The sequence below is a fragment of the Amycolatopsis rubida genome (assembly GCF_900115345.1).
In the GTDB taxonomy this organism is placed as follows: Bacteria; Actinomycetota; Actinomycetes; order Mycobacteriales; family Pseudonocardiaceae; genus Amycolatopsis; species Amycolatopsis rubida.
Genome location: NZ_FOWC01000009.1, coordinates 161,474 through 175,302, shown reverse-complemented (window position 1 = coordinate 175,302; position 13,829 = coordinate 161,474). Strand labels below are relative to the sequence as shown.

The 13,829-nt window shown below is 67.3% G+C and carries 19 protein-coding genes and 1 tRNA gene; 7 read left to right on the top strand and 13 right to left on the bottom strand.

What is annotated here, in order from left to right:
• Positions 1–16 precede the first annotated feature (16 nt).
• Positions 17–409, bottom strand: a complete 393-nt coding sequence (locus BM362_RS30305) for a hypothetical protein (RefSeq protein ID WP_093575430.1) — start codon at positions 407–409, stop codon at positions 17–19.
• A gap of 106 nt (positions 410–515) precedes the next feature.
• On the opposite strand from BM362_RS30305, the gene BM362_RS30300 reads away from it, so the two are divergent.
• The gene (locus BM362_RS30300) at positions 516–725 is read left to right on the top strand and encodes a hypothetical protein (protein WP_067575432.1); all 210 of its coding nucleotides are present in this window, start codon (positions 516–518) and stop codon (positions 723–725) included.
• Positions 726–1,084: 359 nt separating this feature from the next.
• On the opposite strand, the gene BM362_RS30295 is transcribed toward BM362_RS30300, so the two are convergent.
• Positions 1,085–1,702 carry a TetR/AcrR family transcriptional regulator gene (locus BM362_RS30295; RefSeq protein ID WP_067575430.1) on the bottom strand — a complete coding sequence of 206 codons (618 nt, stop codon included), beginning with the start codon at positions 1,700–1,702 and terminating at the stop codon, positions 1,085–1,087.
• Positions 1,703–1,816: 114 nt separating this feature from the next.
• Here BM362_RS30295 and BM362_RS30290 point away from each other — a divergent pair, with 114 nt between their 5' ends.
• Genes BM362_RS30290 through BM362_RS30275 form a run of 4 tightly spaced genes read left to right on the top strand, consistent with a single transcriptional unit; the run spans position 1,817 to position 5,147 of the window.
• Positions 1,817–2,734 carry an alpha/beta hydrolase family protein gene (locus BM362_RS30290; RefSeq protein ID WP_244287338.1) on the top strand — a complete coding sequence of 306 codons (918 nt, stop codon included), beginning with the start codon at positions 1,817–1,819 and terminating at the stop codon, positions 2,732–2,734.
• 2 nt (positions 2,735–2,736) lie between these two features.
• On the top strand, positions 2,737–3,711 hold the full coding sequence (locus BM362_RS30285; RefSeq protein ID WP_093575428.1) for an alpha/beta hydrolase: 975 nt from the start codon (positions 2,737–2,739) through the stop codon (positions 3,709–3,711).
• Between the two features lie 51 nt (positions 3,712–3,762).
• Positions 3,763–4,797, top strand: a complete 1,035-nt coding sequence (locus tag BM362_RS30280; RefSeq protein WP_093575427.1) for an aldo/keto reductase — start codon at positions 3,763–3,765, stop codon at positions 4,795–4,797.
• 11 nt (positions 4,798–4,808) lie between these two features.
• Positions 4,809–5,147 carry a hypothetical protein gene (locus tag BM362_RS30275; RefSeq protein ID WP_093575426.1) on the top strand — a complete coding sequence of 113 codons (339 nt, stop codon included), beginning with the start codon at positions 4,809–4,811 and terminating at the stop codon, positions 5,145–5,147.
• A gap of 373 nt (positions 5,148–5,520) precedes the next feature.
• On the opposite strand, the gene BM362_RS46995 is transcribed toward BM362_RS30275, so the two are convergent.
• The 8 genes from BM362_RS46995 to BM362_RS47710 all read right to left on the bottom strand — a co-directional run bounded on the left by BM362_RS46995 (position 5,521) and on the right by BM362_RS47710 (position 9,621).
• Positions 5,521–5,952, bottom strand: a complete 432-nt coding sequence (locus tag BM362_RS46995; protein WP_143132512.1) for a hypothetical protein — start codon at positions 5,950–5,952, stop codon at positions 5,521–5,523.
• Positions 5,953–6,021: 69 nt separating this feature from the next.
• A complete protein-coding gene (locus BM362_RS30265) occupies positions 6,022–6,417 on the bottom strand; it encodes a helix-turn-helix domain-containing protein (RefSeq protein ID WP_067575420.1) in 396 nt (131 codons plus the stop codon).
• Positions 6,418–6,553: 136 nt separating this feature from the next.
• Positions 6,554–7,729 (bottom strand): methyltransferase domain-containing protein, encoded by a 1,176-nt coding sequence (locus BM362_RS30260; protein ID WP_244287337.1) that lies wholly within the window; start codon positions 7,727–7,729, stop codon positions 6,554–6,556.
• Positions 7,726–8,442, bottom strand: coding sequence for an MvdC/MvdD family ATP grasp protein (locus BM362_RS30255; protein WP_244287336.1), 717 nt, complete (start codon positions 8,440–8,442; stop codon positions 7,726–7,728). The genes BM362_RS30260 and BM362_RS30255 overlap by 4 nt, the downstream gene beginning before the upstream one ends.
• Positions 8,439–8,714: an MvdC/MvdD family ATP grasp protein gene (locus BM362_RS49425; protein WP_244287335.1), complete on the bottom strand. Its 276-nt coding sequence runs from the start codon at positions 8,712–8,714 to the stop codon at positions 8,439–8,441. Before BM362_RS49425 ends, BM362_RS30255 begins: the two co-directional genes overlap by 4 nt.
• 32 nt (positions 8,715–8,746) lie before the next feature.
• Positions 8,747–9,010 carry a hypothetical protein gene (locus BM362_RS30250; RefSeq protein WP_067575416.1) on the bottom strand — a complete coding sequence of 88 codons (264 nt, stop codon included), beginning with the start codon at positions 9,008–9,010 and terminating at the stop codon, positions 8,747–8,749.
• Positions 9,011–9,031: 21 nt separating this feature from the next.
• Positions 9,032–9,442, bottom strand: a complete 411-nt coding sequence (locus BM362_RS30245; RefSeq protein WP_244287334.1) for a hypothetical protein — start codon at positions 9,440–9,442, stop codon at positions 9,032–9,034.
• Positions 9,439–9,621: a hypothetical protein gene (locus BM362_RS47710; protein ID WP_067575412.1), complete on the bottom strand. Its 183-nt coding sequence runs from the start codon at positions 9,619–9,621 to the stop codon at positions 9,439–9,441. The genes BM362_RS30245 and BM362_RS47710 overlap by 4 nt, the downstream gene beginning before the upstream one ends.
• A gap of 260 nt (positions 9,622–9,881) precedes the next feature.
• Here BM362_RS47710 and BM362_RS30240 point away from each other — a divergent pair, with 260 nt between their 5' ends.
• Entirely contained in the window at positions 9,882–11,075 is a 1,194-nt protein-coding gene (locus BM362_RS30240) for a helix-turn-helix domain-containing protein (protein ID WP_167545490.1), read from the top strand.
• A gap of 199 nt (positions 11,076–11,274) precedes the next feature.
• Here the strand turns inward: BM362_RS30240 and BM362_RS30235 are convergent.
• Positions 11,275–11,347: transfer RNA gene (locus tag BM362_RS30235), tRNA-Arg, on the bottom strand.
• A 16-nt stretch (positions 11,348–11,363) separates the two neighbouring features.
• Positions 11,364–11,978 (bottom strand): TetR/AcrR family transcriptional regulator, encoded by a 615-nt coding sequence (locus tag BM362_RS30230; protein ID WP_067575408.1) that lies wholly within the window; start codon positions 11,976–11,978, stop codon positions 11,364–11,366.
• A gap of 71 nt (positions 11,979–12,049) precedes the next feature.
• Here BM362_RS30230 and wzt point away from each other — a divergent pair, with 71 nt between their 5' ends.
• The gene (wzt, locus tag BM362_RS30225; RefSeq protein WP_067575406.1) at positions 12,050–12,796 is read left to right on the top strand and encodes a galactan export ABC transporter ATP-binding subunit Wzt/RfbE; all 747 of its coding nucleotides are present in this window, start codon (positions 12,050–12,052) and stop codon (positions 12,794–12,796) included.
• Here the strand turns inward: wzt and BM362_RS30220 are convergent.
• Positions 12,793–13,746, bottom strand: coding sequence for an Lrp/AsnC family transcriptional regulator (locus BM362_RS30220; RefSeq protein ID WP_167545489.1), 954 nt, complete (start codon positions 13,744–13,746; stop codon positions 12,793–12,795). The genes wzt and BM362_RS30220 overlap by 4 nt on opposite strands.
• Positions 13,747–13,829 lie beyond the last annotated feature (83 nt).

Sequence of the window (13,829 nt, the reverse complement as noted above, 5' to 3'; positions counted from 1 at the left end):
AGTGCTACGCGGCCGGCTACGGCCGAATCGTTTGCAGTGCTTCCCCGTTCTCGGCGATGAACCAGAACGACCATCCGTTGCGGTTGTTGTGCACGTTGGGGTTGAGCGCTTGAACAACCCCCATCGCGGCACCGCTCGGGCTCTTGTACGAGCGCCCAGCAAGCACACCACTCGTAATGTCGACTCGCTTAGTAGCTTTGTGGTAGCGCGCCTCGACGCGCTCGCCTCCGTAGTCGGCGTAGATGGGCACGCCGTCATCGGCAGGTTCCTGACCAGCGGCGGGCGTTCCGACCTCGCGGACGAAGTGGTCGAGCAGGCGTCGCACCGCCTCGCCGCCCGAGACCTGCCAGGCGCGTGCGAGCAGCATGACTCGGTCGTAGTCGCTGTCCGCGAGATCCAGCTGGTTCAAAACTCAATCCTCTCTAGTTGATGAGAAGATAATAATCTGCTCTACTGGGTTGCGCAAGCGACGGCAGCCCGAAGCCGCTGTCCGATGAGTGAAGGGTTGCCACCCCATGACCAAGCCCCGTGCGACGCGGTCCCGCCAGCGGACTCTGCTTGTCCTGGTCGCAGTGCTCACTGGAGTGATCGCCTGCCTGGTGGCCGGAATCGTGGCGGCCGCCGTGGGCACCCCAACGGAAGCCGTGCTGATCGCTGGGGCAGGTGCCTTTGTGGTGACCGTCAAGCTCGTGCTCCATATCCTGAAGGAGCTCCGGCAGCTGTGAGCGATCCCGGGTGGCGCACCGCAGAGAGAGGGGCGTCGCGGCAGAGAGGCGGCTGCCCTTAACCGATCGGAAGCGAGGGCATTTCCGCGGGCCAGAGGACATGCCGATCACCAGGTTTTGTGCCCCCCGGCAGGACTACCAAAGGATGGGAACGGGGCTGACCAGGGAGTTTTCATCGGCACGTTGACGGTCGAGGCGACCTTCGAGCGTCCAGGCTCCGGTGGGAGCACCTGATGAGCGCCAACTCGCAGACAGTTGCCCGGTTTGCCACGGTCGCTTCCTCGCCAGCTCGTCGTGCCTGGACAGCGTCGCGTCCAGGCATCGCGGCGCTCCCGGCCCGCCACGGCGGGAAGAAGGGTCTACGAACTCGGCGAGGCGACGACGGTCATCCCGTCAAGAAAGACATCGACCATGTTCTGGGTCTCGTTGGCTTGGTCGAACTGGCTGGTGACGCAGAGGTTGCCGACCGCGCGCAGCAGGAGCGCGGCAGGGACGCCTGGGCGGAATTCACCGGCGGCGATGCCCGCATCCAGGATCTGGGAGCAGGCGGGGACGAGCCGGTCGAGGAAGTAGGCGTGGAGGGTGCCGAACTCGCCCTCGTCCGAGCTCATCGCGGAGGCGAGCCCGTGCTTGGTCGTCAGGAACTCCACGAACAGGCCCACCCAGCTGCGCAGCGCCGCGAAAGCCGATGACGAGGACGCGAGAAGCTCCGGGGCGGCGGCAGCGCATGCCTCCACTTGATGCCGGTAGACGGCGACGATGAGGTCCTGCCGGGTCGGGTAGTGACGGTAGATGGTGGCGATGCCGACGCCGGCACGGGACGCGATCTGACGGATCGGCGCGTCCACACCGGATTCGACGAACACCGCCGCCGCGGCCTCCAGCACCGTCCGCGCATTGCGGAGGGCGTCTGCTCTCTTCGACGCATGCGGTTCCCCGTTGTTCGCTGTCAGCGTTCTGCCCTCGTTGTCTCTCATGCTTGCTAAACGGATCATTGATCCGTATCGTTGTGGATCGATGATCCGTTTAGGCAATGTTAGCGGAATCCATCTCGAAACACCGCCTCTGTCCACGACTCCTCAGAAAGCACGATGATGACCACCATCTCCGCTCCGACTCCTGTGACCACCGTCTCGCCCGTCACGATTCCCGCCTCGTACCGGGGTCAGGATCTTCAGGTGAAGGTGTCGGCGCCCACCTCCGGCGATGGGCTGCCGACGATCGTGTTCGCCCACGGCTTCAGCCTCGCCTCCCGCGACTACGCGCCGCTGGCCGACTACTGGGCCGCCTGCGGCTTCGTGGTCATCCAGCCGACCTTCCTGGACTCCAAGACGCTCGGCCTTGCCCCCGATGACCCGCGCACCCCGGACATCTGGCGCCTGCGCGTCCAGGACATGAGCCATGTCGCCGACAGCCTCGAACTCATCGAGCGGACCGTTCCCGGACTCGCGGGGCGGATCGACCGGACCCGGCTGATCGCCGCCGGCCATTCCTACGGCGCGCAGACTGCCGGCATGCTCCTCGGCGAGCGGGTCCGCGACGCCGCCGGCACCCCGGGCGAGAGCATGACGGACGCTCGTTTCACGGTCGGCGTCCTGCTGGCGCATCCGGGCGATGGGGACAGCCTCAATGAGCTGGCGCAGACGTACTTCCCGTTCATGCGCCCCGACTTCACCGAACTGACCGCGCCGGCGTTCCTCGCCGCCGGGGACCACGACCAGTCGCCGCTATCCACCCGAGGCCCGGACTGGTTCACCGACGTGTACACCATGAGCCCCGCGAACAAGACCCTGCTCACTCTCTTCGGAGGCGAGCACGGACTCGGCGGCATCAACGGCTACGAAGCCGCCGCGACCACCGACGAGAACCCGCAACGCGTGGAGCTCGTGCAACGCCTCAGCACCGCCTGGCTGCGCGCCGCCGTCCTCGGTGATGCAGAGGACTGGACCGTTGCCGCGGACGAGCTGCGCTCCGAGCCCGAGCCGGCCGGACGCCTGGAGAGCAAGTGACAATGAAAAACGCGGGCACCGCGATCCCACGCCCGCCGTTCGATCCGGAGCTGGAGGCCGCGCTGGAGTCCCTGGCCGCGCAGCTTCCGCCCACGATCACCCCCGAGATGATCCACCCTCTGCGGCAGACAATGGGCGACGGTGCCGACGCGAGACAGGCGCTCGTCCGACGTGGCCTGGAGGTGCGCGACGTCACCGCGCCCTCGTCCGACGGCGGTGCCATCCCCCTCAGCATCGTGCAGCCCGCCGGCCATGTCGGGGCGGGCGTTGGCTTCTACTACGTCCACGGCGGCGGCATGGTGTTCGGTGACCGACTCGGCGGGGTCGAGGTGCTCGCGGACTGGCTCTTGCGCTACGACGCCGTCGCGGTCAGCGTCGGCTACCGCCTCGCGCCGGAGCATCCCGATCCGGCCCCCGTCGAGGACTGCTACGCGGGGCTCGTCTGGACCGCTGAGCACGCCGAGGAGCTCGGCATCGACGCGGGCCGGCTCGTCATCGCCGGCAGCAGCGCAGGCGGTGGCCTCGCTGCGGGCACGACCCTGCTCGCCCGCGATCGGCGCGGCCCAGCCCTCGCCGGTCAGTTGCTGATGTACCCGATGCTGGACGACCGCGACGACACCGCGTCGACGCGGCAGATCGACGGCGTCGGCGTGTGGGACCGCGGCAGCAACCGCACCGGCTGGTCCGCACTCCTCGGGGATCGCCGCGGCAGCGACGAGGTGTCGGTCTACGCGGCTCCCGCTCGCGCCGGCGATCTGTCCGGCCTGCCGCCGACCTTCATCGACTGCGGCTCCGCAGAGGTCTTCCGGGACGAGGACATCGCCTACGCCTCCGGCATCTGGGCGGCAGGAGGACAAGCCGAGCTTCACGTCTGGCCCGGTGGATTCCACGCCTTCGACGCCTTCGCCCCCCACACCACGCTCGCGAAGGACATGACCGGCGCCCGCGACCAGTGGATCGACCGACTGCTCTCCTGAACCAACCCGTCCCGATGCCGGACACCGGCACCGAAACCGAACGGAGAATCTATGCACTACCGCGCTCTAGGAAAGACGGGCATCAAGGTCAGCCCCTACGCACTCGGCGCCATGATGTTCGGCCGGCTCGGAAACCCCGATCATGACGACGCCGTCAGGATCATCCACAAGGCCCTCGACGCAGGCATCAACCTCATCGACACCGCCGACGCCTATTCGGGGGGAGAGTCAGAGGAGATCGTCGGCGAGGCACTCCGCGGTCGTCGTGACAACGTCGTCCTCGCCACGAAGCTTCACCTGCCGATGGGCGATGACCCCAACCAGCAGGGCAACTCCCGCCGCTGGATCATGACGGAGGTCGAGAATTCCCTCAGGCGGTTGAAGACCGACCACATCGACCTCTATCAGATACACCGCCCCGATCCCGCCACCGACATCGAGGAGACCCTCTCGGCCCTGTCCGACCTGATCCACAGCGGCAAGGTGCGCACCATCGGCTCCTCCGCGATGCCCGCCTCCGAGATAGTGGAAGCGCAATGGGTCTCCGAGCGCCGGGGCCTCGAACGTTTCCGCACCGAACAGCCCACCTATTCAATCCTCAATCGGGGGATCGAGGCGGAGGTCCTGCCGGTCGCGCAGGGGTACGGAATGGGCACGCTCGTCTGGAGCCCTCTCGCCGGTGGCATGCTGACCGGCCGGGTGCGCAAGGGACAGCAGACCGATCTGCGCCGCGCCGCTCACTTCTCCTACCTGAGCGACGAGCGCCGTCTTGACGTCGTCGAGCAGCTCATCCCACTGGCCGAGGAGGCCGGCATCCCGATGACCCATCTCGCCCTCGCATTCGCGATCGCCCATCCCGGGGTCACCGCGGCGATCATCGGACCTCGCACCATGGGACAGCTCGACGACCTGCTCGCCGGAACCGAGGTGTCACTCTCCGACGAGCTCCTCGACCGGCTTGACGAGATCGTTCCACCCGGCACCGATGTCTCGCCCCTCGACATGGCCTACCGCACCCCCGCCCTGCTCACCCCGAACCTGCGTCGTAGACCGCTGGTTGAGCGTGCCGCAGGAGTCAAGGCCTAGCCGGGCGAGCTGTGCCCCGGCCCGAACGCAGTTACCTGCCGCGCAGCTACCTGTTCTTCGGCACCTACCGCCGCGACCTGCTCGACAGCACAGTGCGCGACCTCGCCGCCCAACGGGAACAACATCTCGCCGCCCTGCGCCGCGAGATCGACGACACCACCCGAATGATCAAGACCCTCGTCCGCGACTTCTCCCGTAACGACACACCCAGCGAGGACTTCGTGCGCGACATCAACACTGAACGCGCCGAACTGCACCATCGCAAGATCGAACTCGAAGCCCAGCTCGCCGAAGCCGAGGAGGCCAACCAGCGGGCACCCAACCCCGACCGCTCGACACTCTGCCCGTGAGCGAGGTCCGGATCGAGGAGATACACGAAGACACCGAGCGCCAGCTGTTCGAAGCCCTTCGACTCGAACTCCCCTACCACAAAGACACCAACCAGATCGAGTGCACAGTCACCCTAGCCGGAACGACACCGCCAGCGACGCGTCACGCCACCCACTAGGCCACTGTTCTGCCGTTCGACCGCGAACAGTGACTCAACCAGCACACATGCAATAACGAGAACAAGGAGGGCACCGTGACCAGCCCCGCTGCCGTTCCCATCCTTGTGGTGCCCCCGGCAGGATTCGAACCTGCGACACCGGCTGTCGCAGAATCGTGGCCATGTTAGCTCCAATTGTGTTGCAGCGTATGGGTTTTGGACTCACAGTGGCCCAGTTAGGCATCGTTGTATCGAGTTGATTTTTGACGGTTTACTGACACTAGCGGCCCCTCGGCCCGGCGATCTTCGGCTCGGCGTCGAGCAACGCCTCCAGCAGCGCCGCGGCCCGCTCGTTCGTCACCTGCTTCCGAGATGCACGCCTGCATGGTGCCTCGCAGGTCGACCACGCCCCACAGGCCGCCGGACGGCTCGGCGAGCGTCCATGTGAAGCCGCCGCGGCCGAGCTCGTCGAGCCGCCGGTTCATCACCGCGGCCGGATCGCATGGAGGTTCCGTGCTGGCGGCCGGCGTCAGGCTGGCCGACTGCGCGGTCTGGTCGACCGGCGGCGAGAAGCTGACCAGCCCGAAGGCGACGACGAGGATCGCCAGCAGTGTTGAGACGGACCGCGACGTGAAGTAGGTCGGTCTGTCAAAGTCCCCGTCCGTCACGATGTCTCCCCCTGATTCGTGGCTCGCCAAGAAGGATCGGCGAACCCCCGCGCGTTGTTACGCGGCGGATCACCGTTTCTCGCGCGACGATTGGGCAGACAGGAGAGGCGACAGCGCTAGCGCGTTCTGTCCGCCGTGCGGGCGAATCGTGACCTTCTCTCGGAGCAACAGCCGTCGGATCGTGCAGTACGACGTGTCGTGCTGGTCGGCCAGCGCCTGCATCGAGGCTCCCTGCTCGTAGCCCTGCACGATCGCGTCCGTGTCGAGTTCTCGCCGAACTCCTTGGCGGATAGGCGGCAGCACCGCCCCTTCTTGACGCAGCAGTCGCCCAGTCCAGCTCAGCGACCGGCCGAGCTCGCGAGCTATCTCCGTGATCGACGCGCCATTCCGCCACGCTTGCAACATCTGCGCGTTGCGCGAACGCCGGTCCTGCCGCGCGGCGGTTACCTGATCGTCTGTGGCCATTCGGGGCCGCCTCGATGCTGGGACCCAGCCGCCACGCCTGGCGTCGGGGTCCGGACGTGGCGGCTGGGCTGTCTTTGAGCGGCTACTCGTGCACCGCTGGGGTCTCTCGACCGTTGTGCATTGCCTTGAGCTTGGACTAGAACGACAAGGCCCACTGCCTGTCGGCGTCGGGCAAGCTGACGGCTTGCTCGCCGGCTGCGGAAACCGTGATCGCGAAGTCTGCGGGTGATGGCTGGTTCAGCCGGGTCCAGAGTTCGTGGGCGGTCTCCAGTTCGTCCCACAGTCGCCGGTCTCCGCCTTGTGTGACTTCGTGTTCGGTGTCGTCGGTGTCTGCGTCGACCCGTGCCCACGACTCGCTGCGTGGGTCCGTGAGGCAGTAGTACATCGGACCGCCGTCGATCCGGACGCGACCGGCTCGTGTTTCCGGCATCGAGAGTTGCGCGAGGAAGGCGAAGTCCCACGTACGCAGCGCGGCAGGGGCGAGGCTGGTCCGCCGTTGCTGGCCTGGAGCGCTGACCGCACGAGACGCCAGCTCGGACAGCTCGCGGACGTGTTCCTCCTTGTTGCTGCGCAACGGCATGAAGTTCACCCGCTCCCGCAGGAAATGACCACTCGCGGACCCGTCCTCGCTCACGGTGAGGCGGGCGAGGTTGCCGGCGAAGTCGCCGCGCATGTCGGCCAGGATGGTTCCGCCCGGCCGTACTTGGGTCAGCCAGGCTGGCGGCACCTTCCGCAGGGACGTCGTGGCGATGATCCGGTCGTACTGCGCGCGTGTCGGGTAACCGAGGTAGCCGTCCGCGACAGCGAGCGTCGGGGCAAAGCCGAGGTGATCCAGCCGTTCCCGCGCCTCGCGCACACACCGCGGGTCAATGTCCACGGAGGTGACGGCGTCCGGCCCGAGTCGGTGGGAAAGCAGACCCGCCGTCCATCCTGTGCCGGTACCGATTTCGAGCACGGTGTCGCCTTCGGCCGCTTGGCTGGACTCCAGCATGATCGCCACGACCGAGGGCGCTGAGCACGAGGTCGTGACCATCTCGCGCTCGTCGAAAATCGTCAGCAGCGCCTCGTCGTGGTAGACCGCGTTGAGCCATTCCTCGGGCCGCGTGCCGTCCGCGATACCCAAGACCATGCCGCCGAGGTTGTCCGGGAGGGTGAACCGCGGCGCGAAGAGGTGGCGAGGGACGTCCTCGAACGCGGCCCCCCATGCGCGGGTGGTCAGCTTTCCGGAGGTCTCCAAGCCCTCGACGAGGTCCGTGTTGAGGTCGGCGGCCAACTGGCTGAGCCTGCTGTCCTGCTCGATCACGTCGGTCACTGGTCTTCTCCTGTGAGTAGGGCGGCGATCGCGTCCGCGATGGGAAGTGCCGTCGCGTCCTCTATCCAGCCCCATTGCCCGCTGGGGTTCAAGTCCACGAAGTAGTGGGTGTCATCGGCGGTGACGACGAAATCGGCCGCGGCGAACGCCAGGCCGAGGTGATCGGTCATCTTGAGCAGCGCCGACTCGACGCTCTCCGGGAGGCTCACGGGCTCATAGCGCAATGCCGTGTAGTCCGCGCGCCAGTCGAGCAGTTCCCCCGCGTCCTCGTCGGCGACGAGGATGTTCGCGGCGAACACGCGCCGGCCGACGACGGTCGCCCGAACATCCCGGATCTTCGGCATCCGTTCCTGAAACTGGTGCGCGGTAAGCGCAATCCGGTCGTCGGCCATGTCCGCCACGGTGACCGGAGTCGTGTACACCAGCGACACCCGCTGCCCATCGGGGACCGAGGCACCCGAGAGCGTCTTGTAGACGACCGAGTCTCCGAGCCGGTCGCGGAGTCCGACAGCGTCACCGGGAACGTTGGTGATCGCGGTGCGCGGCACGCGCAGGCCGCACGCCGCGGCGGTGGCGAGCTGGAGCGGCTTGTACTCCGCGTCGGCCGCCTTTGACGGGTCGTTCACCCACGAGCACCACGGCAGGCTCATGAGCAGCCCGCCGAACGCTCGGCGAGCTTCGCGCGCGGCGAACCGTTGTTCGGCGTCGTTCATCGTCGCCGGGAGGTGAACGCGGTCGGCCTGCGGACATACACGCTGCGAATGTCGCGCAGGCCGACCGATCCGTCCGGACTGCGGATCTCGCCTTCCCACGAGCCGTCGAACCAGGCGCTCACGTTCACTGAAAGCGGGAAGTCGCCGGTGTCCGCCCGGAACACTCGCGCGTTCCGCCGCTCCAGCTCGCGCACGACGAGATCGGCTGATTTGTCGGTCGGCTCCGTCAACACCAGCACGGTGCTGGCGGCGAGGTCTGATTCGAGTTTCATCGCGTCAGCGAGTCCTTATGGTCGTCGTGCCGTTAGATGTCGTTGGCGACGTCGAAGCGGGTGTCGCCTTCGTCCTGGCCGTCGGTGGACTGCTCGGTCACGCTTTCGGTCGCCATCGTGGCACCGCTGCCGGTGCGCAAGACGACGACATTGCGAGGAGCGGGTGCAGTCCGCAAGGTCAAGCCGAACGGGGTGCTGTCCGTGTCCGATACGGGTTCCGCCGTCGGAACGAATCCCCGGCGGACGCCGAGCCCGAAACGCTCGTCCGCGTCAGCGAGTGACATACGGGTCGTCATGCTCTCGTTCTCCTTTTCCTGTCACCACACCGTTTTCGGCGTGGGGTCTTGGACGAGGCCGGTCGGCCGGATCGTGACCGGCCAGCCGAGTTCGAGGGGGACCTGCGCGTCCGGCGCTGGCACGAGGACCTGGCGCGGTGCGTCTGCGCGGCCTGGCGCGCCGATGGTGAGGACGGCGCGCAGTGCCCAGAGGGCATCCGCTCCGTACTGCCAGGCGACCACGGTGGGTCGGAAGGGGTCAGCGTTGGGGAACCGCAGCGTACGGTACGCGGTCGCACGTTCCTCGCTGCGGATGATCAGCACGTCCGTGCACGTGTTCCACTGGAGCGTCGCGGCGTACAGCTTCGGCGCGTCCCGCCGGCCGAACAGCCACAGCGTCCACTTGTGGTAGCGCAGCTCCCGGAATAGATCATCGAGCCCTAGCCCGGTCACCGGTGCCGAGCCTCCTCCACCAATCGGGAGGCAACCCGTTCCCATCGGCGTTGTTTCCGCTGCTGCCGTGCGCGTTTCCACTTCGAGACCCATTGGATAGCCACTCCGATCACGTACGCCGACAGCGCGATAGCGGCGACCTCGGCGCCGAGCGCCAGGCCGAGCGTCCCGACGTTCACTCGTCCCCCCGCATCAATGGAGCGGGGACGGAAGCCAGCGGGCGTGATGGTGTGTACCAGCGCCGACCCCCGTCCCTGGTGGAGCGCGGCCCGCGGTGCAATCGGGCCGCAGACGCGGGGGCTGTGGAGGAACCTGGAAAGGGCCACCCCCGCGTCCGGAAAGTCACGGTACGAGGGGGCTGCCACGCGGAGTGACAAGAAAGTGACAACACGAATGGACTAACGGTCACCCGCGCCCTGCGTGGGGGATGATGGGGAGTGTGGAGTCTGGAATCGGGGCACGGATCGCTTCTGCGCGGAAGCTGGCAGGGCTGACGCAGGCCAGCCTTGCGCGCCGGATCGGCTACAGCAAGAGCATGGTGTCGAAGGTCGAGCAGGGCTCGGAACTGCCGACGCCCGAGTTCGTCGGCCGGGTCGCCGAAGCTCTAGGCGGGCACGCAGACCGGCTGGAATGGAACCGGTTCGAGTGGCAACGCGAGGACGACCGGCTCGCCGACCAGCTCGGCCCCGTCCGCGCCGCACTCGACCTGCTCGACTTGCCGCCGGATTCGTCCGTCGCACCGCGGCCCACGTCGGTACTCGATGCCGACGTCCGCGACCTGAACCTGCTAGCGCAGGCCGCGCAGTACGAGCCCATGATCGCGCTGTTCCCGCCGTTGCTGGCCGAGGTGCACCTCGCCGCAGAAAAGGCGTCCGGCCGCGAGCGCGAAGACCTGTGGGCGCTGCTCGCGCTCGCCGCGCGTTGCGGCCACTCCGTGGGAATCGCGGTGGGAGACAACGACTTGTCGGTCTACGCGCTGAGCCGGATGGACTGGGCGGCGAAACAGGCCGGACGCCACGCTTCCGGGCTCCGTGCCGCCCGCGAGTATTTGCGCGTCACGGCCTACCTGCGCAACCGCGACTATGACGCCTGCTGGCGGCTGAATCGGGCGGGAGTGGCGCACCTCGACGGCGCGGAGGACACGCCCGGTGCGCTGCTCGCGCGCGGGCAACTCCACCTCGGTGCCTCGGTGATCGCGGCCCGCACGGGCGACCGTGATTCGATGGCCGGCCACCTGGACGAAGCGGCCCGGATAGCCGCGGTGACGGGCGAGCAGCCAGAGCAGTTCTGGTTTGGCTTCGGGCCGACCAACGTGCAGGTTCATCGGACCGTGACGCTGGGGACGATCGGCGAGCACGGCCGGGCTGTCGAGGCAGGGCGGGACATCCGGTTTCCGAGTGTCTGGCTGCCGACGCGGATCGGCCACCACCACCTCGACATGGCCCGCGCGTACCGCTGGCTGAACAAGCCGGAGCACGCGCTCCGAGAGCTGGAACGCGCCCGCCTGGTCGCGCCGGGGCAGGCGCGCCGACACCCGATGACCCGAGACACCGTCGCCGCGCTGGTGCGTTCCTCCCGCCGCCAATCCGACGCGCTGACGGATTACGCGGCGTGGCTCGGGCTGACGCCCTGAAGCTGGCGACCGCGGCTAGCGCGACGCTTCGCCGTTCGTCGCGCAGTCGGTCGTCAGGTCGAACTGCCGGTGCGAGTGCATACGGAGAGGTACAGCCGGGGCCCGAACCGTCACGCGATGAATTCTGACAGTTTTCTGACTCTTGGGCCGTCCCGGTTCGAACTTCTTGGATCGAAATAGGGTCTGACCAGCGAAGATGTGCCCCCGGCAGGATTCGAACCTGCGACACCGGCTTTAGGAGAGCCGTGCTCTATCCCCTGAGCTACGAGGGCAGTCGTGCGCTGCAGGCTACATCCTAGCGGGGCCCGTCGCCGGTGAAGCCAGGTACGCCAGTGCCATCTCCGCCGCCTCCTCGGCCCACGTCTCCCATGGGCGGTCGTCCGGCCAGAATCTGCTGGTCGCGGCGCGGTGGACGCAGGCGCCGATGATTGTCCGGGCGGCCATTTTCAGGTCGGCGGTCTCGGCCGAGGGGAGGACTTCCAGCAGGGCGTCTTGGATCGCGGACAGGGCGGCCAGGCCGCGGTCTCGGCCGTCGGAGCGTTGGGCGTCCAGGAGTTCCGGAAAGATCCGGTCGTGCTCCTCGAAGGTCTGCGCCAGGGCCGCCACGAAGGCGGTGAAGATCGAGCGGAGGTCCGGGGGCGCTGAGCGGAGGGCGTCTCGGACGCTGGTTTCCAGCTGGGTCAGCAGCCGGTCCTTGACGGCGCGCAGCAGCTGTTCCTTGCCGTCGAAACGGCGGTAGATCGTGCCTACCGACATGCCTGCTCGCGAAGCCACCGCGGCGACGGTGAAGGACTCCAGGCCCTGCTCGGCCAGGACTTGTTCGGCGGCGGTCAGGAGTTTCTGCAGCGCGGCCCGGCTGCGCGCTTGTTGCGGCGGGCGGAAGCCCTCGCTCGTCTCGCTCACTCGCGGCACGTTACTGGTAGCGTCGCGAATATGCGAATGATAATTTCGGTTCGCATCTAGGAGGGGGAGTCATGGTCAGCATCGAGGTGCGCAACGCCTACGTCGACTTTCCGATCTTCGACGCCAAGACCCGGTCGGTGAAGAAGCGCGTGCTCGGGAAGGTCGGCGGGAAAATCGCCGGCGGGGCGAGGGTGCCGGTGATCGAGGCGTTGCGGGACGTGTCGTTCCGGCTCGGCGAGGGCGATCGGGTCGGGCTGGTGGGGCACAACGGGGCTGGGAAGTCGACGTTGTTGCGGTTGCTGTCCGGGATTTACGAGCCGACCCGCGGCTCCCGGCAGGTCGCGGGGCGGGTCGCGCCGGTGTTCGATCTGGGGGTCGGGCTGGATCCGGAGGTGTCCGGGCGCGAGAACATCCTGATCCAGGGGCTGTTTCTCGGGATGAGCCGACGGCAGATGGCGAAGCGGGTCGACGATATCGCGGAGTTCACTGAGCTGGGCGACTATCTCGAACTGCCGTTGCGCACCTACTCGGCCGGGATGCGGGTGCGGCTCGCGCTCGGGGTGGTGACCACGATCGATCCGGAGATTCTGCTGCTCGACGAGGGGCTGGGCGCGGTCGACGCGGCGTTCCTCGCCAAGGCGCGCGATCGGCTCAAGGACCTGGTGCGGCGGTCCGGGATTCTGGTATTCGCGAATCACTCCGACGAACTGCTCGCGGAGTTTTGCGACACCGCGCTGTGGATGGACGAGGGCCAGGTCCGCCGGCACGGTTCGTTGTCCGAAGTCCTTGCCGCCTACAGCGGGAAGCCTGCGGCTTAGAGCGGGAGCAGCGATCCGCTGCGTTTCACCGTGCGGACGACGGGGGCGGTTTCCATTTGCTGGATCCCGTCGAGCGATCCGACGTCTCCGGTGAGGTATTCGTACAGGTGCGTCGCGTTTCGGCAGGCGATCGCGGCGACCAGGTTCGCCGGGCCGGTGGTGACCGCGGCGAATTGCACTTCTTCGTGTTCCGCCAAGGCGCTTGCGACCGAAGCGACGGCTGAGGGGCGAACGATCATCCACAGTCGCGCTTCCGACTGAAAACCCAGGGCTCGCGGGGAAATGTCCAGCTGATACGACAACAATCCCGTCCGGCGGAGGGTTTCGATTCGGCGCTTCACGGTCGACTCGGAAAGACCGGACACGGCGGCCAGTTCGCCGTAGCCGGCGCGACCGTCGTCGGCCAGGACTTGCCCTAGGCGCCGGTCTGCGTCGTCGAAGGTGATCTCTTCGGTTGGATCTACTGGAACTCGCAGGGCGGCGATCTGTTCGTCAGACAGGGCCGACCACCGGCCGAGGCGCGTGAAGCCGTGCAGCATCTGGTGCGCGGACACCGAAGTGATCCGGCTGCTCCGCGGGAGCTTGTCCAGCAGCAGCACGTCGGTTTGCTCCACAATGGACGATTGCGTCGTGCACGCGATTTCCGTGCCGCCGGAAAGCAAATGCACCCAAAACGTATCCGGGCGTTTGGCCAGTGCTGTCGCGATCGGGATGCCAAACGCGGGCGCACAGGTGAATCGGACCGTCCACAGCGCGTACCCCAGTCTCGCGCTCGCGACCGCGCCGACTACCCGGAGCACTCCGGCCTGCCGCAGCCGCCGGTAGCGCCTGCCGACGGTGTTCTCCGAAACGCCGAGCACGTCGGCGATCCGCGCGAAAGGGGCGCGGCCGTCGAGGTCCAGGGCGTGGATCAGCTGGCGGTCCACGACATCCAGCGTGACGGGTTTCATCACCTCACGATAGCTGATGACGGAATCCGTCACTGCAGGCCAGTTAGCTTGAGGTACCCCTGCGGGCGAGATCACTCTTCGAG

What these genes read in the sequence shown, in the direction of transcription:
- BM362_RS30300 (WP_067575432.1), top strand. Translation starts at nt 516, where the DNA reads ATGACCAAGCCCCGTGCGACGCGGTCCCGCCAGCGGACTCTGCTTGTC.
- BM362_RS30295 (WP_067575430.1), bottom strand. Translation starts at nt 1,702, where the DNA reads ATGAGAGACAACGAGGGCAGAACGCTGACAGCGAACAACGGGGAACCG.
- BM362_RS30290 (WP_244287338.1), top strand. Translation starts at nt 1,817, where the DNA reads ATGATGACCACCATCTCCGCTCCGACTCCTGTGACCACCGTCTCGCCC.
- BM362_RS30285 (WP_093575428.1), top strand. Translation starts at nt 2,737, where the DNA reads ATGAAAAACGCGGGCACCGCGATCCCACGCCCGCCGTTCGATCCGGAG.
- BM362_RS30280 (WP_093575427.1), top strand. Translation starts at nt 3,763, where the DNA reads ATGCACTACCGCGCTCTAGGAAAGACGGGCATCAAGGTCAGCCCCTAC.
- BM362_RS30265 (WP_067575420.1), bottom strand. Translation starts at nt 6,417, where the DNA reads ATGGCCACAGACGATCAGGTAACCGCCGCGCGGCAGGACCGGCGTTCG.
- BM362_RS30255 (WP_244287336.1), bottom strand. Translation starts at nt 8,442, where the DNA reads ATGAACGACGCCGAACAACGGTTCGCCGCGCGCGAAGCTCGCCGAGCG.
- BM362_RS49425 (WP_244287335.1), bottom strand. Translation starts at nt 8,714, where the DNA reads ATGAAACTCGAATCAGACCTCGCCGCCAGCACCGTGCTGGTGTTGACG.
- BM362_RS30250 (WP_067575416.1), bottom strand. Translation starts at nt 9,010, where the DNA reads ATGACGACCCGTATGTCACTCGCTGACGCGGACGAGCGTTTCGGGCTC.
- wzt (WP_067575406.1), top strand. Translation starts at nt 12,050, where the DNA reads ATGGTCAGCATCGAGGTGCGCAACGCCTACGTCGACTTTCCGATCTTC.
- BM362_RS30220 (WP_167545489.1), bottom strand. Translation starts at nt 13,746, where the DNA reads ATGAAACCCGTCACGCTGGATGTCGTGGACCGCCAGCTGATCCACGCC.